Below are 20,492 nucleotides of genomic sequence, written 5' to 3'. Positions count from 1 at the left end.
AGATTGCTTGATTCAAATTGTTAAAGAGCGACGCAACAGTGTGTTGCTGCGGGAGTGGAATTCTACTCAACCGCCTTCTCGAGTCAAGCCTTATTTTCAAAGGCTTTTCGACGTTACCGACTTGGCTTTCTGCGTTGCCGCTTGCCCTGTCGATGGAGGCGCATTATAGGGATCTGGATCACGCTTGCAAGGGTGTTTTCGAATTAAATTCGCAATTTTGGTTCAACCGTTCACTAATCACCCAAAAAGCGCATTTATCCTGCAATAACACACCCGTTTGGCGAGCTCGCTATCCTCTAGATTGCGTGGCGATGGTAGCAGATCAAGGTTGTGGCGATTTGGTCTCTCTACATCTATATGCATGGTGATCGAGGTCACGCCTTCGGGTAACATAGCGCCCCTTTGCGATTCACACACTCTTGGGCTTTGGAGAGTTTAATGCCTTTTGCACTTGGCCAGCGTTGGATTAGTGATACAGAGACGGATCTGGGGTTGGGGACTGTCGTTGCTGTTGAAGGACGCATGGTTACCCTGTTGTTTCCGGCTACCGGTGAAAACCGCATGTATGCCAAAGAAGAGGCGCCGGTCACCCGGGTCAGCTTCAATGTGGGCGATCAGATCACCAGTCACGAAGACTGGGCCATGACGGTCGAAGAAGTGCAGGAGAAAGACGGCCTGCTTATATATGTAGGTGTGCGCACCGACAATGATGAGCCCGTTGCCCTCAAGGAAGTGTTTCTCAACAACTTTATCAAGTTCAACAAGCCGCAGGATCGCCTGTTCGCCGGTCAGATCGATCGGATGTCCCGCTTCACCCTGCGCTACGAGGCGCTGGTCAACCAGCACCAGCGTCGTCGCAACCCGACTCGCGGTCTGGCCGGTGGCCGGGTCAGCCTGATCCCGCACCAGCTCTATATCGCCCACGAGGTGGGTCACCGCTACGCTCCGCGCGTACTGCTGGCCGATGAGGTGGGTCTGGGCAAGACCATCGAAGCGGGCATGATCATTCATCAGCAGCTGCTCTCCGGCCGCGCCCATCGCGTGCTCATTCTGCTGCCCGAAACGCTCCAGCATCAGTGGCTGGTCGAAATGCTGCGCCGCTTCAACCTGCACTTCTCCCTGTTTGACGAGGAGCGCTGCATCGAGGCATTTGCCGATGCGGAGAACCCCTTCGAGACCGAACAGCTGGTGATCTGCAGCCTCGACTTCCTGCGCAAGAAGCGCCGTCGCTTCGAGCAGGTGCTGGAAGCCGAGTGGGATCTGCTGGTTGTCGACGAAGCCCACCATCTGGAGTGGAGTGAAGAGGCGCCGAGCCGTGCCTATGAGATGGTGGAAGCGCTGGCCGAACAGGTGCCGGGCGTGCTGCTGCTGACCGCCACCCCGGATCAGCTGGGCCACCAGAGCCACTTTGCCCGTCTGCGCCTGCTCGATCCCGAGCGTTTCTACGACTACGAGGCCTTCCTCGCCGAGGAGCAGGCCTATGGTCAGGTCGCCAGCGCAGCGCAAGAGCTGCTGGATGGCGAGACCCTGAGCGATGAAGCCAGACAGACCCTCGCCAGCCAGCTGGAAGGGTTGGACTTGAGCGATGCCGCCGCCCGCCAGCAGGCGGTCGCCAAGCTGCTGGACCAGCATGGCACCGGCCGGGTGCTGTTCCGCAACAGCCGCGCCAATATTCAGGGCTTCCCCGAGCGTCACCTCAACGTCTACCCCATGCCGCTGCCGGAGCAGTACAAGACTGCCATCAAGGTGATGGGCATGATGGGTGGCAACGGTGGCGATCTGCAGACCCGCGCCCTGCGCTACCTCTATCCCGAGAAGATCTTCCAGCAGTTCGAAGGCGACAACGCCACCTGGACCCAGTTCGACCCCCGTGTCGAATGGTTGCTGGAGCTGCTGCTCTCTGCCCGTCAGCAGAAGGTGCTGGTGATCTGCTCCGAAGCAGCGACCGCCATCGCGCTGGAAGAGGCGCTGCGTACCCGTGAAGGGATCCGTGGTGCCGTGTTCCACGAAGGGATGTCGATCCTCGAGCGGGACAAGGCCTCCGCCTATTTCGCTCAGCAAGAGGGTGGCGCCCAGGTGCTGCTCTGCTCCGAGATCGGCTCAGAAGGCCGCAACTTCCAGTTTGCCAGCCATCTGGTGCTGTTCGATCTACCTCTCAACCCGGATCTGCTGGAACAGCGGATCGGCCGACTGGATCGTATCGGTCAGCAGAACACCGTCGAGATCCACGTTCCCTATCTGGAAGGGACTGCCCAGCGCGCCCTGCAGCTCTGGTATCACGATGGTCTGGACGCGTTCGAGCAGACCTGCCCGACGGCCCGCCCGGTATTCGAAGCTGTACGTGAAGAGCTGTTCGAGCTGCTGGCTGCCAACACCGGCGATCAGGCAGCCCTCGACGCCCTGCTGGTCAAGACCCGCGAACTGCACGAGCCGCTCAAGGCTCGACTGGAGCAGGGCCGCGATCGCCTGCTGGAGATCCACTCCAGCGGTGGCGCTGCCGCCCAGCAGCTGGTCGATAAGCTGGCCGCCGAAGATGACGACACCGCCATGATCTCCTTCGCTCTCAAGATGTTCGACGAGATCGGCGTCAATCAGGATGACCGTGGCGAGAACGCGCTGGTGCTGACCCCAGGGGATCACATGCTGGTCTCCAGCTTCCCGGGCCTGCCGCAAGATGGCATGACCATCACCTTCGATCGCAACACTGCCCTGTCGCGGGATGACATGGCGCTGCTCTCCTGGGATCACCCCATGATGCGCGGCGGTATCGACCTGATCCTGGGTTCCGAGATCGGTGCCACCTCGGTCGCACTGCTCAAGAACAAGGCGCTGCCCATCGGCTCCATCCTGCTTGAGCTGATCTTCGTTGCCGAATCTGCGGCCCATCCCCAGCTCTACCGCTTCATGCCGCCGACGCCAATCCGTCTGCTGATGGACAAGAACGGCCAGAATCTGGGTGAGAAAGTGGCGTTCGATGCCTTCAACCGCCAGCTGACTCCGGTCAATCGCCACCTCGGCAGCAAGCTCGTGACTGCATCCCAACCGGTGATCCACGGTCTGATTGGCAAGGGCCAGGCCATTGCCGAAGAGCTGAAAGCCGGGATTGTCGACAAGGCCCGTGCCCAGATGGCGCAGACCCTGCAGCAGGATCTGGATCGTCTGGAAGCGCTCAAGGCAGTCAACCCGAACGTGCGCGACAGCGAACTGGATTATCTGCGCAATCTGCAGGCAGAATTGCACCACCTGATCGATCAGACCCAACTCAAGCTGGATGCCATCCGCTTTATCGTGGTCACCCATAACTGACAAGGTACCGACCGACAGCGGCCAGACCCAGCTCAAACTGGATACCCAAGGCCGCTTTGTCGTGGTTACCCATAACTGATGGGGGCTTGCCCCCACCTTCTGATGCGAGACATTTATGTTTGAATACTCACCGCCTCTGGAACCTTGGCTAGATATCCTGTTCAAGGACAAGGACATCATGGTGGTCAACAAGCCCACTGGCCTGCTAAGCGTCCCCGGGCGCGGCCCCGAGAATGAAGACAGCGTCCTGCATCGGGTGAAACAGCAGCACCCCAAGGCGGCGGCAGCTCATCGCCTCGACATGTCCACCACAGGCGTCATTGTCATTCCCCTCAATCCCAACTCTCATCGGGAGCTGAGTCGGCAATTTCGCGAGCGGGAGACCGAGAAGCACTACCTCGCCTGGGTGTGGGGTGAGCCGGAAGCAGAGTCGGGTCAGGTAGATCTACCGCTCTGCGTCGACTGGCCCAACCGCCCGAAACAGAAGGTGGATCACGAAGAGGGGCGTCACGCCCTGACCCTGTGGCAGAAACTGAAGGTGGAGAACGGCAACAGTCTGATCAAGCTGACCCCCATCACAGGTCGCTCGCACCAGTTGCGCGTCCATATGCTGGAGCTGGGGCACCCGATCCTGGGTGACAACCTCTATGCTCATCCGGATGCGCTGGCGGCTGCGCCCCATCTCTACCTGCATGCGGCCATGTTGACCATCAGCCACCCCCGCAGTGGGGAACGGATGACCTTCGAGGCGCCGGCTCCTTTCCCGGTCTGATCCCGCAAATTGCAGAGATAAAAAAGCCCCCATCGCGAGATGGGGGCTTTTTCATTAGGGTCAGACGCGAATATCGATCTTGCTTCCCAGAGAAGCGCTGGCCGATGTTGGTGCAACCGGCGCTGATTGCGCTGCGTTTTGCAGCAGCTTCAGCGCAGCTTCGCCCTCTTGGGTCTGCTGTTTCTTGGCCAGACTGGCCGTCATCAGAGCAGAACCAAACGACGCATTTGCAGAACTTGATATATCCATAGGGTTCCTCCTGCACTCAACAGTATCGACCAAGCGGCCCCGAACATAAGCACTGAATGCAAAACAATCTGAAAGTCGCTTTTCTATCAATCAGATAGCAATAGCATTCATGGTCCCTGTTCACCGCTGGATGACGCCTTCAAGCTCCTGTGCCGTCATCGGCCGAAGCACCTTGCAAGGGTTGCCAGCCGCCACCACGTTGGCGGGCACATCTTTGGTCACCACCGAACCGGCGCCGATGACGCTGTTGTCACCGATGGTGACGCCGGGGCAGATGACGACGCTGCCGCCAATCCAGACGTTGTGACCGATCCGTACCGGCTTGCCGAACTCGACACCCCTGATACGCGGCGTCACCGCCACCGGGTGAGCGGCGGTGTAGATCTGCACCCCGGGCGCCAGCAGCACGTTGTCGCCGATGTGCACCTCACAGACGTCGAGGATGGTGCAATTGACGTTGGCGTAGAAGTTCTCGCCGACGAAGATATTGGTGCCATAGTCGCAGAAGAACGGCGGATTGATGGCGCACTCCTGGCCGCGTCTACCGAGCAGCTCGTGCAGCAAAGCATCCAGCGCCGGTTTCTCCTGCCAGCAGGTGTTGAAGGTGTGATAGAGCTTGCGGCAGCGCTCGCGCGCCGCTTTGAGCTCGGGGTCGCCCGCATCATAGGGCTCCCCCGCCACCATCTTCTGCCACTCGCTACCGCGCACCACCTTCTCCATTACCTACTCCATCAGCCAGATCAGGGATTCATAAGGGCGCAGCATACCCGATTGCGGTTGGGCCGGGCTATCGGGGTAGTTGCCGAGCAGCAGCCGACCTTGCCCGCTTTGTAGCTCGGCAGGCAAGGCAAACTCAACCGGCTCGCCGTAGAAGTTGCTCACCACCAGCAGGGTCTGACCGTTGGCACGGCGGGCATAGGCCCAGATCTGCGGGTGCCCGGTCAACAGCTCCTGATAATCCCCCTGAGTGAAGATGGGGTGCGCCTTGCGAAGGGCGATGAGATCCCGATAGTGCCAGAACACCGAGTTCTGGTCGGCCAGCACCGCCTCGGCATTGATCTCGGGATAGTTGGCGGCAGGCTTGAGCCAGGGCGTTCCTTGGGTGAAACCTGCATTGGCCGCTGCGCTCCACTGCATCGGCGTGCGCGAGTTGTCGCGGGACTTGGCGCCGAGAATGGCGAGGATCTCGGCCTCGCTCATCCCTTCCGCCTGCTTGATGGCGAAGATGTTGCGGCTCTCCACATCCTGATAGTCGTTGATGTGCTGATAGCCGGGGTTGGTCATGCCTATCTCCTCCCCCTGATAGATGTAGGGGGTGCCTTGCAGGCCATGCAGCGTGCTGGCCAGCATCTTGGCGGCCACTACCCTATGCTCACCCTCATCGCCGAAGCGGGAGACGATGCGCGGCTGATCGTGGTTGCACCAGAACAGCGCCGACCACCCCTTGCCATGCATACCGCTCTGCCAGTGGTTGAAGATGCGTTTGAGTTCGAGAAAATCGAACGGTGCCTTGGTCCACTTGTCGCCGTTGGGGTAATCCACCTTCAAATGGTGGAAGTTGAACACCATGGAGAGCTCGGATCCATCGAGGGCGCCATAGCGCTGGCAGTGCTCCAGCGAAGTAGAGGACATCTCCCCCACCGTCATGGCACCAACCGGAGCAAAAACGTCGCGGCTCACATCCTGCAAAAATTCGTGGATGCGCGGCCCGTCGGTGTAGAAACGGCGGCCATCGCCAATCTCGTCGTTCGGGAACGTCTGATCCTTGGAGATAAGGTTGATGACGTCGAGGCGGAAACCGTCCACCCCCTTCTTGGCCCAGAAGTGGATGATATTTTTCACCTCGGCACGCACCGCCGGATTTTCCCAGTTGAGATCCGCCTGCTCGCGGGCAAACAGGTGCAGGTAGTACTGGCCGGTGGCTGCATCCAGCTCCCATGCACTGCCACCAAACTTGGATTGCCAGTTGTTGGGCACGCCGCCATCCACCGGATCGCGCCAGATGTAGTAGTCGCGGTAGGGGCTGTTTTTATCCCCCAGCGCCGACTTGAACCAGGTGTGCTCGGTGGAGGTGTGGTTCACTACTATATCCATCACGATGCGGATATCGCGCGCGTGGGCGGCGGCCAGCAGCGCCTCGAAATCATCCATGGTGCCGTAGGCGGGGTCGATGGCGTAGTAATCGGCGATGTCGTAGCCGTTGTCCACTTGCGGGGAGACGTAAACCGGGGTCAGCCAGAGGGCGTCAACGCCCAGGGTCTTGAGATAGTCGAGGCGGGCCATGATCCCCTTGAGATCGCCGGTGCCACGGGCAGCGGAATCCTGAAAGCTCTTGGGGTAAATCTGGTAAATCACGGCACTCTGCCACCAGGGTGTTTGGCTCATGGGTCTTTCTCTTGTCTCGAATAGAAAATGGAGAGGGCGACCCACGGGTCGCCCTGATAATCAGTGTCAGGCGCTGGCTTGGGCCAACTTGCCAGCGGCTTGCTGGCGCTTGTAGACCAGCAGGGTCAGCACCACCGGCACCACGATGGCGACCAGCATGGCGATGGCAAACACCGCCCAGTATTGCGGCTGGATGGAGAGGATGCCCGGCAGGCCGCCCACCCCGATGCCGTTGGCCATCACTCCGGCGAAACCGCAGATAAGGGCCGCAAGGCTGGACCCAACCATGGCGCACAGCATGGGGAACTTGTACTTGAGGTTGACACCGTACATCGCCGGTTCGGTCACCCCGAGGTAGGCGGAGATGGCAGCAGGTACCGAGATCTCCCGTTCGTTCTCCTTGCGGCTAATCAGAATGATGCCGACGACCGCAGACGCCTGAGCGATGTTGGAGAGGGCGATCAGCGGCCAGATCGGGGTGCCCCCCATGCTCTGCATCAGCTGCAGATCCACCGCGTTGGTGGTGTGGTGGATACCGGTAATGACCAGCGGCGCGTAGAGGAAGCCGAACAGGGCAGCACCGATGGGAGCGAAGGAGCCGGTCATGGCAGCCTTGGCCGCGAAACCGACGCCATCACCAATCCAGCGACCGAACGGGCCGATAAAGGCGTGGGCCACGATCACTGCCAGCAGCAGCGAGACAAACGGCACAATCACCAGATAGAGATAGGCCGGAATGATCCGCTTGAGGTTGGTCTCCACCCAGGCGAGGAATACACCCGCCAGCAGGGCCGGAATGACCTGGGCCTGATAACCCACCTTCTGGATCACGAACAGGCCGAAGTCCCACACCTCGGGAGTCTGCTGACCGATGCCGTAGGCGTTCATCAACTGCGGCGACACCAGAGTGATACCGAGCACGATACCGAGAATCTCGGAGCCGCCCATCTTCTTCACTGCAGACCAGCAAACACCGACCGGCAGGAAGTGGAAAATCGCCTCGCCCAGCAGCCAGAGGAAGGCGTGTACCTGAGCCCAGAACTGGCTGATCTCGGTGAGGGTGTGAGTGCCATCGTCGAACATCTTGATGTCGCCGATGACGTTGCGAAAGCCCAGGATCAGACCGCCGGTGATGATGGCGGGCAGCAACGGTACGAAGATCTCCGCCAGATGGGAGATGCCACGCTCCAGCGGGTTCATGTTCTGGCGGGCCGCCTGCTTGGCGGTCTCCTTGCTGCCACCGCTGACGCCGAGCTGTTCGGTCAGCGCCTTGTACCACTGCTCTACCTCGTTACCGATCACCACCTGGAACTGACCGCCCTGGGTGAAGCTTCCCTTCACTGCCGGAATGGTTTCGATGGCCTTGCTGTCGGCCTTGGCCGGATCGTTCAGGACGAAGCGCAACCGGGTCAGGCAGTGGCTGACGGTGGCGATGTTCTCCTTGCCGCCGATCTTGTCGATCAGGGTGGCAAGCTGCTGTGCGTTGATCTTGGACATGGGTCTTCCCTCTGTAACGCCATTGAATAGTGGTCTGTATCGCCCTTTTGAGCCAGTCTGTCGGCCGGAGCGTTTTTGGTATCGTTCCCATTTAGCATGCCGACAATCTGGCCAGATCGAAATGGGAACGTTCCCAATTCGTGGCCAGCATCACAAAAAGCACACTTTTTGTTCAGTCGGAAGTGATGGGGGTCACAGGGTTCGGCAGGGGGCGATAGTCACCAGCGGAGGCTGATCCTGCTCAATCTGGCCGAGCAACTGACGCGCCGCCTGCTCCCCCGCCCCTTTGTAACCAAGATCGAGACTGAGGGCGTTGGGGAAGAGGAAACTGAGCATGGGGTTGTTGCCAAGACCGGTCACCAGAACCTCGCTACGCCCTTGTTCTTGCAGGTATTTTGCCGCACCGATGGCGAGGGTGTCGCTGGCGCAGACCAGCGCCTGGGTGGAGGGCGTCAGCAGCTCGGCCGCCAGCCGGTAGCCGCTCTGCAGGCTGAGATCGCCGAGGGCGCTGCGCGGGTGCAACCCTTGCTCTGCGCAGTAAGCGAGATAGGCGTCGAGGCGGCGCTGGCCGGTGGTGAGATCCGAGGCATCCACCCCCAGATAGGCGATGTCGCGGGCGCCACGGCTTGCCAGTTGCGCCAGCATGGTGCGCACCGCACCGGCGTCGTCAAAGCAGACCGAGGAGAAACCGGGATATTCACGAGCGACCAGCACCAGCTTCTCTTTCAGCGGCGTCATGGCGGCATAGTCCAAGTCATTGAAGGCGAACAGGATAATGCCATCCACCCCGCGCCGCTCCAGCACCGCCAGATGCTCCTGCACCTTGGCGGGGGAGAACTTGCTCTCCATCAGCACGGCATCGTAGCCACGCTGGTAGAGGGTCTCCAGCATGCCGCGCACCGCCTGATTCTCCGAGCTGGAGTCGAGCCGCGAGACGATGATCCCCACCACCTGCTGGCTCTGGCTGCGCATGGCCCGCGCCGATTTGCTCGGCACGAAGCCGTGCTCGGCGATGACCTGCTCCACCCGCTCGCGGGTCTCCTGCTTCACCTTGGGATCCTGGTTGAGCACCCGGGAGACGGTCGACTTGCCGACGCCACTCAGTCTGGCGATATCGAGGATGGTCAGTTTCTTGTCCATGAATTGGCTCACAGGAGGCTAGGCGGTGGAATTGCCCACATTGTTGTGATTAACCCCTGTGAATACAAGCCCATGGCGTTAGAATGCCCTTTTTGCCCCGCTTTAGGCGGCGCATCAGGAGGACGTCCACCATGGATCTGCTGGCCAGTCTGCTCTTCTCCCTCTCCATCACAGGCCCCATCTGCGTGGTGCTGCTGCTCGGCATCTTGCTCAAGCGGCTGGGGCTTTTGCCGGATCCCTTCACCGAATCAGCCTCGCGACTGGTGTTTCAGGTCACCCTGCCTGCTCTGCTCTTTCTCAGTATTCTGGGTACCAACTTCGCCACCATGCCGAGCCTCTGGTTTATCGGCTATGGCCTGCTCGCCACCGTTATCAGCTATCTGGTGCTGGAACTGCTGGCCGGACGTTTTATCGGGGAGCAGCGGCTGCGCGGCATCTTCGTGCAGGGGAGCTTTCGCGGCAACAGCGCCATTATCGGGCTCGCCTATGTGCAAAACGCCTACGGCCACGAAGGGTTGGGGGCGGCGGCCTTCTATGTCGGTGCGGTGACCGTGCTCTACAACATTCTCGCTGTGATCACCCTCACCCGCAGTCTCGGCGGCGCCACCGGCATTCGCCCCATCCTGCTCGGCATCATCAAGAATCCGTTGATCATCGCCATTGTGGCGGCGCTGCCCTTTACCCTGCTCGGTATCAAGATGCCGCAACTGCTGCTCACCACCGGCAGCTACTTCGCCAACATGACGTTGCCGCTTGCGCTGCTCTGCACCGGCGCCTCTCTCAGCCTCGATGCCCTGCGTGGTGGTGCAGCCATTGCCGGGTGGGCCAGCATCATGCGGCTCTGTCTCATTCCGGCAGCTTTTACCCTGGGGGCGGCTCTGCTCGGCTTCAGCCATCTGGAGCTGGGTATTCTGTTTCTCATCAGCGCTACCCCGACTGCCGCCGCCAGCTATGTGATGACCCGTGCCATGGGGGGCGACAGCGTGCTGGCCGCAAACATCATCGCCACCACCACCCTAGGTTCGCTGGTCACTACCAGCCTCGGGGCAACTCTGATGAATTACCTAGGGTTGATGTACTGACGGCTTGACCTTGCCGGAGGCGGCAGCTTTAGGCTGGCGCTCATCAACAGAGGAGATATTCCATGACCATCGAACTCACCGTGTCCGGCATGTCCTGTGGTGGCTGCGCCGCCAGTCTGCAAAAAGCGCTGCTGGCCCAGCCTGCGGTCACCACCGCAACCGTCGATTTCGCCAGCAGCAAGGCCGTCATTGAGAGCGAGCTGAGCAAGGCCGAGCTGATCGCCCTGATCGAAGCCAAGGGTTTCTCTGCGAGTTAAATTATCTCCATAGAGGTATAAAACAGGTTAAAAATCTGTACTCACCTGTCTTTTGGTGAGTTTTATCACAGACCCGGGTTATTAAACGGGCAAACTTGCTGCGATTATTCCAACCACAAGGATTTGCAGCATGACCCTACCGATCCGCAAGACCCTGCTCGCCGCCGTCGTCAGCCTGACCCTCTCCCCCATGGCAATGGCCCTGCCCAACGTCCATATTCTGGCAACCGGCGGCACCATTGCCGGAGCTGGCCAGTCCGCTACCCAGTCCAACTACGAGGCTGGCAAGGTGGCCATCGAAACCCTGATCGCCGCCGTGCCCGAGATGAAGAACGTGGCCGATGTGCAGGGTGAGCAGGTGGTGAAGATCGGCTCCCAGGACATGAACGACGAGGTGTGGCTCAAGCTGGCCAAACGGGTCAACGAGCTGCTGGCCAAGGATGACGTGGATGGCATTGTCATCACCCACGGCACCGACACCATGGAAGAGACCGCCTACTTCCTCAATCTGACCGTCAAGAGCGACAAGCCGGTGGTACTGGTTGGCGCCATGCGTCCCTCCACAGCCATGAGTGCCGATGGCCCGCTCAACCTCTACAACGCCGTGGTGACCGCCTCCGACCCCGCCTCCAAGGGCCGTGGCGTGATGGTGGCGATGAACGACACAGTGCTGGATGCCCGCGACGTCACCAAGACCAACACCACCGGGGTGCAAACCTTCGCCTCCCCCAACTTTGGCCCGCTCGGCTACATCCACAACGGCAAGATCGACTATCAGCGCAGCCCGGCTCGCCAGCACACCAGCAAGACGCCGTTTGACGTGAGCAAGCTAGACAAGCTGCCGCAAGTGGGCATCGTCTACAGCTACGCCAACGCCACCGACTTGCCGGCCAAAGCGATGGTGGATGCCAAGTTCGACGGCATCGTCAGCGCCGGGGTGGGCAACGGCAACCTCTACCACACCCTGTTCGATACCCTGGCCAAGGCGAGCAAGGATGGCATCCGCGTCGTGCGCTCCGCCCGCGTGCCGACCGGCGCCACCACCCTGGATGCTGAGATCGATGATGCCAAGTACGGCTTCGTGACCTCCGGCACTCTCAACCCGCAGAAGGCGCGGGTGCTGCTGATGCTCTCCCTGACCCAGAGCAAGGATCCGGCCCAGATCCAGCGCTGGTTCCAGCAGTTCTGATAAGGGTTGTCTGAACCATGACAAGCAAGGGCGGGACTTCCCGCCCTTTTCCCTCCTGCAATGCTGCCTCGCCCATTACGCCGTTTGGCGGGGCCATCCCTCCCTTTTCCGGTCATCTTTTTCAGCCATCCCAGAGCGCTGTCATCAAATTAGCGAGCCGGATCACCCGCTTTCACAAGCGCATCGCCGCCAAATTCATTACACTGCCAGCGATCTTATCCACTCAAGGAGTGCTGTTGCTGTATGGAAATATTGATCCTGCTGGGATTGATTTTGCTTAATGGCGTCTTCGCCATGTCAGAAATCGCCATCGTCACCGCACGCAAGGCTCGCCTCGGCAAGCTTGCCTCTGAAGGCAACCGCTCCGCCGCCATTGCCCTCAAACTGGGCGAAGACCCGACCCATTTTCTCTCTGCCGTCCAAATCGGCATTACCAGCATAGGTTTGCTCAACGGTATCTACGGCGAATCCCTGCTGGCCCAGCCCTTCTCGCTCTGGTTGCAGGAGTGGGGACTATCCCCCAATAGCAGCGGCCTGATCGCCACCGTCATCGTGGTGGTGGTGGTTACTTACCTCTCCATCGTGGTGGGGGAGCTGGTGCCCAAGCGGCTCGGCCAGCTCAATGCCGAGCGCATCGCCTGTCTGGTCGCGCGCCCCATGCACTGGCTCGCCACCCTGACCCGCCCCTTCGTCTGGCTGCTGTCGGCCTCCACCAATGCCAGCCTGCGGCTGCTGCGGGTCAACCAGAATGGCAGCGCCAACGTCACCGAGGAGGAGATCCACGCCATGCTGGTGGAAGGATCGGAAGCCGGGGTAATCGAGGATCATGAACACACCATGCTGCGCAACGTCTTCCGTCTCGACGAGCGCAGCCTCTCCTCCCTGATGGTGCCACGCAGCGATATCCGCTATCTGGATCTGGCGCTGCCGCTGGAGAGCAACCTGCAGCGACTGGTGGAGTATCGCCACAGCTATTTTCCGGTCTGCGACGGCAACCTGTCAGAATTGGTGGGTATCATCAATGTCAGCAAGGTGCTGCACGCCTATATCAAGGGGGAGCCCATCGATCTGGCTGCCCTGACCCAGGAGGGCAGCCTGCTCCCCGAGACCCTCAACGGCGTCGAGCTGCTCAACCACTTCCGCACCCACAGCGAACAGATGGCGCTGGTGGTGGACGAATATGGCGAGCTGCAGGGGCTGGTAACCCAGCAGGATCTGCTGGAGGCGCTGGCGGGGGATTTCCAGCAGGAGGATGGCGAGGACAACTGGGCATTCCGGCGCGCCGACGGCAGCTGGCTGCTCGATGGCCTGATCCCGCTGCCGGAGTTGAAGGACTGTCTGGAGCTGGTTCGTCTGCCAGAAGAAGAAAAACATCACTATCACACCCTCGGAGGGCTTATCATGCTGCTCCTTGGTCGTGTTCCACAAACCGGAGACCTGGTGACACTGGAACAGTGGCAACTGGAAATTGTTGACATGGATGGCCTGCGCATCGACAAGGTGCTCGCCATGCCCTTGACCGATCAACCCAGCTAACCTGCGGAGTTTGCAAGTATGGAGCAGTTTTACCAACTGGCTCACGCCTTTATGAATCACGATCTGAACACACTTTCCGATCCCAAGATGGCCTTCATGATCTGTGGTGTGATTCTGACGTTTCTGGTACTGGAAAACGGATTCATCCCTACCGCCTTTCTGCCCGGTGACAGCCTGCTGATCCTCACCGGCGTGCTCATCTATCAGGATGTATTGTCTCTCGGGGTGATCCCGCTGTTGATCATGGCTACCTTTGTCGGCACCTGGCTCGGTTACATGCAGGGGCGCTTCCTCGGCCACACCCAGCTCTACCATCGGCTGATGTCCCATGTGGAAGAGCGACACCAGCAGAAGGTCTACCACCTGCTGGACAAGTACGGGATCATCACCCTGATCACCGCGCGCTATATCGCCTTCGTGCGCACCGCCTACCCCTACATCGTCGGTGCCACCGAGCTGCCCCAGGGGCGCTTTCTCATCGTCAATCTGATCAGCTCCATCATGTGGATCTGCCCGCTGGTAGGGTTTGGCTACTACCTGAGCCACACCAAGCTGGCCGCCGAATACCAGACCCAGTTCTTCAACATCATCATCTATCTGCCGGTGGCCCTGCTGGTGGGTGGCATGGTGGCGCTGGTCTGGCGCTGGATCAGCAAACGCAGGGCCGCGCAGCCGCGGGATTGACCCTTCGCCCAACGCCCGACCCGAAAGCCCTCGCCAGAGGGCTTTTTTGATCGCCAATTTTGCGCAAATAGCAGAAATAGTCCCGCTCGGCCCTTGTAAAGCCGGGGTAAAAATGAGTGAATCTAGCGCCTTTTTTTGGATGGGAATGGAGTCGGTTGTATGTGGTGTCGGATTCGCGCAGCAGCGCTGGTTGTCGGGTTGATGGGAATGTTGGGATTGCCTGCGGTCAGCGCGGCACCCAACCCTGCCAAACTGGAAGTACGCTCAAGCAGCGCCCTGGTCGTGGATGTAAAAACGGGCAAGACGCTCTACCAGAAGAATGCCACCAAGGTGCGTCCCATCGCCTCTCTCACCAAGCTGATGACAGCGCTGGTGGTGCTTGATGCCAAACAGAATCTCAACCAGACCATCACGGTCGACAAGAACGATCTGGATCGGGTCAAACACACCCACTCCCGCATCCGCATGGGCACCAAGGTGACCCGCCGCGACGCCCTGCATCTGGCGCTGATGTCCTCCGAAAACCGGATGGCCTCGGCACTGGCGCGTCACTATCCGGGCGGTCGCAGCGCCTTCGTGCGAGCCATGAACAACAAGGCCAGACAGCTGGGTATGCGAAATACCCACTTCTACGACTCCACCGGCCTCTCCACCCGCAACGTCTCTACCGCCCAGGATCTCGGCAAGCTGGCCGCCGCCGCCTACCGTCAGCCGCTGATCCGTCAGTTCACTCAGGATGAGAACCGGGAGATGCGCTTCAGCGCCCCCGCCTACAGCCTGATGTTCAACAACACCAACCCGCTGGTGAAAAACCCGGATTGGGACGTGCGCCTCTCCAAGACCGGCTTCACTGACGAAGCGGGTCGCTGTCTGGTGATGCGCGCCAAACCGGACAGCCGCGAGCTCGCCATCGTGCTGCTCAACTCGGTGGGCAAACGCACCCCCATCGGCGATGCCAACCGCATTCGCAAATGGCTGAAAAGCTGAGTCAATATCTCAACACAAAAGGATGCTGCGGCATCCTTTTTTATTGCCCGCAAAACGCCTCTGCAGGCCTTGCAGGATGTAGATGAGCGAACCTTGAGTGATAAGCTGCGCGGCATCTGCCGTTGCAACAGCAGGCATACAGGGCGCCTATAGATGAGGCAAAGGGTGGTGATGCGGTGCAACGATCAGAAGAACTGTGCGCCATCACAGAAAGGGGAAGAAATGAGGACAAGAACAGCCAGGTAAACGGGCGATCCACCCGCAACAGCGCACGGGGATCCGCACCAAAAGCTAAATATCGCCCATAAAAAAACAGCCCCGACCGAAGTCGAGGCTGTCTGTATGGTGCGCCCGAGAGGATTCGAACCTCTGACCACCTGGTTCGTAGCCAGGTACTCTATCCAGCTGAGCTACGGGCGCTCATAAACTTTTGGTACTGCTTGAAATATGGTGCGCCCGAGAGGATTCGAACCTCTGACCACCTGGTTCGTAGCCAGGTACTCTATCCAGCTGAGCTACGGGCGCTCACAAACTTTGGTATTGCTTGAAAAATGGTGCGCCCGAGAGGATTCGAACCTCTGACCACCTGGTTCGTAGCCAGGTACTCTATCCAGCTGAGCTACGGGCGCTCATAAATCGTTGTGTCGTTTTAAATGGTGCGCCCGAGAGGATTCGAACCTCTGACCACCTGGTTCGTAGCCAGGTACTCTATCCAGCTGAGCTACGGGCGCCCTGTTTTAAAACGATAAAAAAAGCTTACTTATCAGTAAGCCTTTTCCAAAGTGTCGACTTGCTGATGGTCAACACATGACTCTTGCTTGAGTCGTAATATGGTGCGCCCGAGAGGATTCGAACCTCTGACCACCTGGTTCGTAGCCAGGTACTCTATCCAGCTGAGCTACGGGCGCAAATGGCGGAGAAGGGGGGATTCGAACCCCCGATGCGGGTATAAGCCGCATACTCCCTTAGCAGGGGAGCGCCTTCAGCCTCTCGGCCACCTCTCCGTTTGCGGGGCTGATAATACTTCACAGGGATTTTTAGTCAAACACTTTTTTGGAGAAAAAAGTGCGTTCGCTCAGCATTTGGTCAAAGCGTGGAATATTCAAACAATATCGGCACTTATCCCGCAGTTTCGCGCCCTGCAGGGCGATTTCAGGGGGCCGGAAAAACAAAAGGCGACACATGAGGTGTCGCCTTGTCACAGCCATGAAAGTGGCTTAGAAGCCCGGTTGGCCCGGAACTTTCTCGGCCTGGATGCGCTGGTAGATCTCTTCGCGGTGTACGGAGACCTCTTTCGGTGCGTTAACACCGATACGGACCTGGTTGCCTTTAACGCCCAGTACGGTGACAGTCACTTCATCACCAATCATCAGGGTTTCCCCAACACGACGAGTCAAAATAAGCATTCGCTTGCTCCTGTATCCTGTTTTGTTTTTATATCGATATGCGACATTATCTAACAAAGATACCGATATGGTAAATGGTTGAAACTAAATCAATCAGAGATTGTTAGCCCAAGGGCTGCTCTTGCGGTGCCTGATCCAACCCGAAAGCCGCGTGCAGGGCTCGCACCGCCAGCTCCAGATACTTCTCGTCAATCACCACAGAGATTTTGATTTCAGAGGTCGAGATCAACTGCATGTTGATCCCCTCCTCGCCCAATACCTTGAACATGGTGCGCGCAACACCGGGATGGTTCCACATGCCGACACCGACAATGGAAACCTTGGCAATTTCGCCATTTCCCTGCACGCAGGAGGCGCCAAGTTCGGTGGCGGTCTCCTCCAGCAGTGCCCGGGCACGGCGATAGTCGTCACGATTCACCGTGAAGGTGAAGTCGGCGGTGCCATCTCCCAGGGTGTTCTGCACAATCATGTCGACATCAATGTTGGCGTCGCTGATCGGATTCAGGATCTGCGCAGCCACGGTTGGTCGGTCCGGCACACCCAGAATGGTCAGGCTGGCCTCGTTGCGGTTAAAAGCGATCCCGGATACCAGGGGAGCTTCCATCCTATCACCTCCATATGTGATTAAGGTTCCCTCTCCATCGATAAAGCTCGACAGCACCCGCAGCGGGACGCGGTACTTGCCCGCAAACTCCACCGAGCGGATCTGCAACACCTTGGCGCCGAGACTGGCCATCTCCAGCATCTCCTCGAAGGTGATGGTGTCGAGACGACGCGCCTTGGGCTCGATGCGCGGATCCGTGGTGTATACCCCATCCACATCGGTAAAGATCTGGCACTCATCGGCCTTGATGGCCGCCGCCACGGCAACCGCCGTGGTATCCGAACCGCCGCGGCCCAGCGTCGTGATGGCGTTATGCTCGTCACGGCCCTGGAAACCGGCGATCACCACCACCTTGCCAGCAGCCAGTTCGGCATGAACCAGCTCGGTGTCGATGTGGGTGATGCGCGCCTTGCCATAGGCGGAATCGGTGTGAATCCGTACCTGATCACCGGTCATTGAGACCGCAGGACAACCGCGTTTGTTCAACGCGATCGCCAGCAGCGCTATGGTGACCTGCTCACCGGTGGAGACCAGTACATCCATCTCCCGCCGGTTGGCATCAGGATCCAGTTGCTGGGCCATGCCCAGCAGCCGGTTGGTTTCGCCCGACATGGCGGAGACAACCACCACCACGTCGTGTCCCTGGGCGCGGGTCTGCTCGACCCGCTCAGCTACCGCCTCGATCCGCTCCAGTGTGCCGACCGAGGTGCCGCCGTACTTCTGTACATAGAGTGCCACAGATCACCTCGCCCGATTACAGGCGCTCTTCCAGCCAGGAGTGAACGGATTGCAGCGCTGCCGGCACCGCTTCAGGCTGGGTACCACCCGCCTGTGCCATGTCCGGACGGCCACCGCCCTTGCCACCCACCTGTTGGGCAACCAGATTGACCAGCTCACCGGCCTTGACCTTGCCGGTCAGGTCGTTGGTGACGCCCGCGATCAGGTTGACCTTGCCATCGGCACAGGTTGCCAGCAGCACAACACCGGACTTCATCTGGTTCTTCAGCTCGTCCAGCATGCCACGCAGGGATTTCGGATCGGCCCCTTCCAGCGCTGCAACCAGCACCTTCTGACCGTTGATCTCGATCACCTGACCCAGCAGATCGTTACCAGCCTGAGCGGCCAGCTTGGCCTTAAGCTGCTCCAGCTCGCGCTCCATCATCTTGGCCTTGTCCAGCATCTGGCGAACCTTGTCGGCGATGCAGAACTGGTCACCTTTCACCAGGGCGGCAGCCTCTTCGATCTGCTCGCCAACCTGATGCATGAAGTCGATGGCCGCTTTGCCGGTCACCGCTTCGATACGGCGCACGCCAGCTGCGATGCCGCTCTCGGCGATGATCTTGAAGAAGCCGATATCACCGGTGCGCTTGGCGTGAGTACCGCCGCACAGCTCGGTGGAGTAGTCGCCCATGCGCACCACACGCACGTCGTCTTCATATTTTTCACCAAACAGCGCCATGGCACCGGCGGACTTGGCCGCTTCCAGATCCATCAGCTGGGTGGTGATTTCGTGGTTGGCGCGGATCTGGTTGTTGACCAGCTCCTCGACCCGGCGAATGGTCGCCATGGTCAGCCCCTCGAAGTGGGAGAAGTCGAAACGCATGCGCTCGGCCCCAACCAGAGAACCTTTCTGGGTGACATGCTCGCCCAGTGCCTGACGCAGGGCAGCGTGCAGCAGGTGAGTCACGGAGTGGTTCAGGGCGATGGCCTGACGACGATCGCCATCAACCACGGCTTCCACTTCGGCGCCCTTCTCCAGGGTGCCCAGCTCCATGTAGCCCTTGTGGATGATCGCCTTGCCCGCTTTCAGGGTGTCGGTCACGGCAAAGATGCCGTCGTCCACTTTCAGGGTACCGCTGTCGCCGATCTGGCCGCCGGACTCGGCGTAGAAGGGGGTCTCTTCCAGCACGATGACCGCTTCGTCACCGGCGATAAGACCGCTCACCTCTTCCACACCCTTGTAGATACCAACCACGCGGGTACGCTCGGTCAAGGTCTTGTAACCGGTGAAGGGGGTCTCGAAGTCGAGCTTGAGCATCTCGTTGTAGTTCACGCCGAAGCTGGAGGCCTCTTTGGCGCGAGCACGCTGCTTCTCCATCTCGGCCTTGAAGCCCTCTTCGTCGATACCGATCTCGCGCTCGCGCACCACGTCGGCAGTCAGGTCGGCCGGGAAGCCGTAAGTGTCATAGAGCTTGAACACCACTTCGCCCGGAATAACCTTGGCATCGCCCAGGTTGGCCAGAGCGTCTTCCAGCAGCAGCAGACCGCGATCCAAGGTGCGGACAAACTGCTCCTCTTCGATGCGCAGCACTCGCTCGACCAGCGGCAGCTGGGCGATCAGCTCGGCAGCGACATCCTTCATCTGTACTGCCAGCTCGGCAGCCAGTTTGTAGAAGAAGACATCGGTCGCGCCCAGCTTGCGACCGTGACGCACGGCGCGGCGGATGATGCGACGCAGCACATAGCCACGACCTTCGTTGGACGGCATCACGCCATCTGCCACCAGGAAGGCGCAGGAGCGGATGTGGTCAGCGATGACGCGCAGGGACTGGTTGCTCAGATCGGTGGTGCCGACAATCTCGGCCGCTTTCTTGATCAGCGCCTGGAAGATGTCGATTTCGTAGTTGGAGTGCACACCCTGCATGATGGCGGAGATACGCTCCAGACCCATGCCGGTATCCACGGACGGACGGGGCAGCGGCTCCATGGTGCCGTCAGCCTGACGGTTGAACTGCATGAACACCACGTTCCAGATCTCGATGAAACGGTCGCCATCCTCTTCCGGTGAGCCGGGACGGCCACCCCAGATGTGATCGCCGTGGTCATAGAAGATCTCGGTGCAGGGACCGCACGGGCCGGTATCGCCCATCGCCCAGAAGTTGTCGGAAGCGTAAGGGGCACCCTTGTTGTCACCGATGCGCACGATGCGATCGGCCGGGACACCAACCTCTTTTTCCCAGATATCGAAAGCTTCATCGTCAGTCGCGTAGACGGTCACCAGCAGGCGATCTTTCGGCAGCTGCAGCACCTCGGTCAGGAAGCCCCATGCAAACTTGATGGCATCCTGTTTGAAGTAGTCACCGAAGCTGAAGTTGCCCAGCATTTCGAAGAAGGTGTGGTGACGAGCGGTATAGCCGACGTTTTCCAGATCGTTGTGCTTACCACCGGCACGCACGCAACGCTGGGAAGTCGTCGCGCGATTGTAGGCACGCTTGTCTGCGCCAAGGAACACGTCCTTGAACTGGTTCATACCCGCGTTGGTAAACAACAGGGTCGGGTCGTTATGCGGTACCAGCGAGCTGGAGGAGACAACCTGGTGCCCCTGGGAACGGAAATACTCGAGAAACGCAGCGCGAATCTCTGACGTGGACATATACATGGAAAATCCTGCTTGATTC

17 protein-coding genes and 6 tRNA genes are annotated in these 20,492 nt (G+C 59.6%); 9 read left to right on the top strand and 14 right to left on the bottom strand.

Features of this window, described 5'->3' with window-relative positions; all coding sequences use genetic code 11:
• Positions 1 to 438 precede the first annotated feature (438 nt).
• Positions 439 to 3,306, top strand: coding sequence for an RNA polymerase-associated protein RapA (gene rapA / locus ACB040_RS10960; RefSeq protein WP_371154662.1), 2,868 nt, complete (start codon positions 439 to 441; stop codon positions 3,304 to 3,306).
• Positions 3,307 to 3,421: 115 nt separating this feature from the next.
• Complete coding sequence (gene rluA, locus ACB040_RS10955; RefSeq protein WP_005343025.1) at positions 3,422 to 4,078, top strand: bifunctional tRNA pseudouridine(32) synthase/23S rRNA pseudouridine(746) synthase RluA; 657 nt, start codon at positions 3,422 to 3,424, stop codon at positions 4,076 to 4,078.
• A gap of 60 nt (positions 4,079 to 4,138) precedes the next feature.
• Here rluA and ACB040_RS10950 read toward each other — a convergent pair whose 3' ends face one another.
• The 5 genes from ACB040_RS10950 to treR all read right to left on the bottom strand — a co-directional run bounded on the left by ACB040_RS10950 (position 4,139) and on the right by treR (position 9,349).
• Positions 4,139 to 4,327, bottom strand: coding sequence for a hypothetical protein (locus tag ACB040_RS10950; RefSeq protein ID WP_005336040.1), 189 nt, complete (start codon positions 4,325 to 4,327; stop codon positions 4,139 to 4,141).
• 120 nt (positions 4,328 to 4,447) lie between these two features.
• Complete coding sequence (locus ACB040_RS10945; RefSeq protein WP_371154665.1) at positions 4,448 to 5,047, bottom strand: sugar O-acetyltransferase; 600 nt, start codon at positions 5,045 to 5,047, stop codon at positions 4,448 to 4,450.
• Positions 5,048 to 5,050: 3 nt separating this feature from the next.
• The gene (treC, locus tag ACB040_RS10940; protein WP_263718077.1) at positions 5,051 to 6,712 is read right to left on the bottom strand and encodes an alpha,alpha-phosphotrehalase; all 1,662 of its coding nucleotides are present in this window, start codon (positions 6,710 to 6,712) and stop codon (positions 5,051 to 5,053) included.
• A 66-nt stretch (positions 6,713 to 6,778) separates the two neighbouring features.
• Positions 6,779 to 8,209, bottom strand: coding sequence for a PTS trehalose transporter subunit IIBC (gene treB, locus ACB040_RS10935; RefSeq protein ID WP_236297607.1), 1,431 nt, complete (start codon positions 8,207 to 8,209; stop codon positions 6,779 to 6,781).
• Positions 8,210 to 8,401: 192 nt separating this feature from the next.
• The gene (gene treR, locus ACB040_RS10930; RefSeq protein ID WP_371154668.1) at positions 8,402 to 9,349 is read right to left on the bottom strand and encodes a trehalose operon repressor TreR; all 948 of its coding nucleotides are present in this window, start codon (positions 9,347 to 9,349) and stop codon (positions 8,402 to 8,404) included.
• Positions 9,350 to 9,480: 131 nt separating this feature from the next.
• On the opposite strand from treR, the gene ACB040_RS10925 reads away from it, so the two are divergent.
• The 7 genes from ACB040_RS10925 (at position 9,481) to pbpG (ending at position 15,084) form a co-directional block, all read left to right on the top strand.
• Positions 9,481 to 10,431, top strand: coding sequence for an AEC family transporter (locus tag ACB040_RS10925; protein ID WP_005336047.1), 951 nt, complete (start codon positions 9,481 to 9,483; stop codon positions 10,429 to 10,431).
• A gap of 62 nt (positions 10,432 to 10,493) precedes the next feature.
• A complete protein-coding gene (locus tag ACB040_RS10920; protein ID WP_005357810.1) occupies positions 10,494 to 10,688 on the top strand; it encodes a heavy-metal-associated domain-containing protein in 195 nt (64 codons plus the stop codon).
• A gap of 130 nt (positions 10,689 to 10,818) precedes the next feature.
• The gene (gene ansB, locus ACB040_RS10915; protein ID WP_371154671.1) at positions 10,819 to 11,877 is read left to right on the top strand and encodes an L-asparaginase 2; all 1,059 of its coding nucleotides are present in this window, start codon (positions 10,819 to 10,821) and stop codon (positions 11,875 to 11,877) included.
• A 17-nt stretch (positions 11,878 to 11,894) separates the two neighbouring features.
• Positions 11,895 to 12,158, top strand: coding sequence for a hypothetical protein (locus ACB040_RS10910; RefSeq protein ID WP_171903388.1), 264 nt, complete (start codon positions 11,895 to 11,897; stop codon positions 12,156 to 12,158).
• Entirely contained in the window at positions 12,121 to 13,413 is a 1,293-nt protein-coding gene (locus tag ACB040_RS10905; protein WP_338772739.1) for a hemolysin family protein, read from the top strand. Before ACB040_RS10910 ends, ACB040_RS10905 begins: the two co-directional genes overlap by 38 nt.
• A gap of 18 nt (positions 13,414 to 13,431) precedes the next feature.
• Positions 13,432 to 14,097, top strand: coding sequence for a DedA family protein (locus tag ACB040_RS10900; protein WP_005343012.1), 666 nt, complete (start codon positions 13,432 to 13,434; stop codon positions 14,095 to 14,097).
• Positions 14,098 to 14,256: 159 nt separating this feature from the next.
• On the top strand, positions 14,257 to 15,084 hold the full coding sequence (gene pbpG / locus ACB040_RS10895) for a D-alanyl-D-alanine endopeptidase (RefSeq protein ID WP_005348750.1): 828 nt from the start codon (positions 14,257 to 14,259) through the stop codon (positions 15,082 to 15,084).
• 343 nt (positions 15,085 to 15,427) lie between these two features.
• Here pbpG and ACB040_RS10890 read toward each other — a convergent pair.
• From ACB040_RS10890 to alaS, 9 genes are all read right to left on the bottom strand, one after another.
• Positions 15,428 to 15,504: transfer RNA gene (locus ACB040_RS10890), tRNA-Arg, on the bottom strand.
• A gap of 28 nt (positions 15,505 to 15,532) precedes the next feature.
• Positions 15,533 to 15,609, bottom strand: a tRNA-Arg gene (locus ACB040_RS10885).
• Positions 15,610 to 15,636: 27 nt separating this feature from the next.
• A tRNA-Arg gene (locus ACB040_RS10880) sits at positions 15,637 to 15,713 on the bottom strand.
• A gap of 25 nt (positions 15,714 to 15,738) precedes the next feature.
• Positions 15,739 to 15,815 (bottom strand) — tRNA-Arg (locus ACB040_RS10875).
• A 100-nt stretch (positions 15,816 to 15,915) separates the two neighbouring features.
• Positions 15,916 to 15,992 (bottom strand) — tRNA-Arg (locus ACB040_RS10870).
• Positions 15,993 to 15,995: 3 nt separating this feature from the next.
• Positions 15,996 to 16,088: transfer RNA gene (locus tag ACB040_RS10865), tRNA-Ser, on the bottom strand.
• 213 nt (positions 16,089 to 16,301) lie between these two features.
• Positions 16,302 to 16,490: a carbon storage regulator CsrA gene (csrA, locus tag ACB040_RS10860; protein ID WP_005336053.1), complete on the bottom strand. Its 189-nt coding sequence runs from the start codon at positions 16,488 to 16,490 to the stop codon at positions 16,302 to 16,304.
• A 103-nt stretch (positions 16,491 to 16,593) separates the two neighbouring features.
• Positions 16,594 to 17,832: an aspartate kinase gene (locus tag ACB040_RS10855; protein WP_005336054.1), complete on the bottom strand. Its 1,239-nt coding sequence runs from the start codon at positions 17,830 to 17,832 to the stop codon at positions 16,594 to 16,596.
• A gap of 16 nt (positions 17,833 to 17,848) precedes the next feature.
• On the bottom strand, positions 17,849 to 20,473 hold the full coding sequence (gene alaS / locus ACB040_RS10850; protein ID WP_005343004.1) for an alanine--tRNA ligase: 2,625 nt from the start codon (positions 20,471 to 20,473) through the stop codon (positions 17,849 to 17,851).
• Positions 20,474 to 20,492: the final 19 nt, after the last annotated feature.

The organism is Aeromonas sp. S11(2024) (genome assembly GCF_041402345.1).
In the GTDB taxonomy this organism is placed as follows: Bacteria; Pseudomonadota; Gammaproteobacteria; order Enterobacterales; family Aeromonadaceae; genus Aeromonas; species Aeromonas veronii.
The sequence above is the reverse complement of the archived record's forward strand: the minus strand, read 5'-3'. Positions and strand labels throughout refer to the sequence as shown.

Bases quoted from the DNA above. Each gene is read 5' to 3' on its own strand.
- rapA (WP_371154662.1), top strand. From the start codon at position 439: ATGCCTTTTGCACTTGGCCAGCGTTGGATTAGTGATACAGAGACGGAT.
- rluA (WP_005343025.1), top strand. From the start codon at position 3,422: ATGTTTGAATACTCACCGCCTCTGGAACCTTGGCTAGATATCCTGTTC.
- ACB040_RS10950 (WP_005336040.1), bottom strand. From the start codon at position 4,327: ATGGATATATCAAGTTCTGCAAATGCGTCGTTTGGTTCTGCTCTGATG.
- ACB040_RS10945 (WP_371154665.1), bottom strand. From the start codon at position 5,047: ATGGAGAAGGTGGTGCGCGGTAGCGAGTGGCAGAAGATGGTGGCGGGG.
- treC (WP_263718077.1), bottom strand. From the start codon at position 6,712: ATGAGCCAAACACCCTGGTGGCAGAGTGCCGTGATTTACCAGATTTAC.
- treB (WP_236297607.1), bottom strand. From the start codon at position 8,209: ATGTCCAAGATCAACGCACAGCAGCTTGCCACCCTGATCGACAAGATC.
- treR (WP_371154668.1), bottom strand. From the start codon at position 9,349: ATGGACAAGAAACTGACCATCCTCGATATCGCCAGACTGAGTGGCGTC.
- ACB040_RS10925 (WP_005336047.1), top strand. From the start codon at position 9,481: ATGGATCTGCTGGCCAGTCTGCTCTTCTCCCTCTCCATCACAGGCCCC.
- ACB040_RS10920 (WP_005357810.1), top strand. From the start codon at position 10,494: ATGACCATCGAACTCACCGTGTCCGGCATGTCCTGTGGTGGCTGCGCC.
- ansB (WP_371154671.1), top strand. From the start codon at position 10,819: ATGACCCTACCGATCCGCAAGACCCTGCTCGCCGCCGTCGTCAGCCTG.
- ACB040_RS10910 (WP_171903388.1), top strand. From the start codon at position 11,895: ATGACAAGCAAGGGCGGGACTTCCCGCCCTTTTCCCTCCTGCAATGCT.
- ACB040_RS10905 (WP_338772739.1), top strand. From the start codon at position 12,121: ATGGAAATATTGATCCTGCTGGGATTGATTTTGCTTAATGGCGTCTTC.
- ACB040_RS10900 (WP_005343012.1), top strand. From the start codon at position 13,432: ATGGAGCAGTTTTACCAACTGGCTCACGCCTTTATGAATCACGATCTG.
- pbpG (WP_005348750.1), top strand. From the start codon at position 14,257: ATGTGGTGTCGGATTCGCGCAGCAGCGCTGGTTGTCGGGTTGATGGGA.
- csrA (WP_005336053.1), bottom strand. From the start codon at position 16,490: ATGCTTATTTTGACTCGTCGTGTTGGGGAAACCCTGATGATTGGTGAT.
- alaS (WP_005343004.1), bottom strand. From the start codon at position 20,473: ATGTATATGTCCACGTCAGAGATTCGCGCTGCGTTTCTCGAGTATTTC.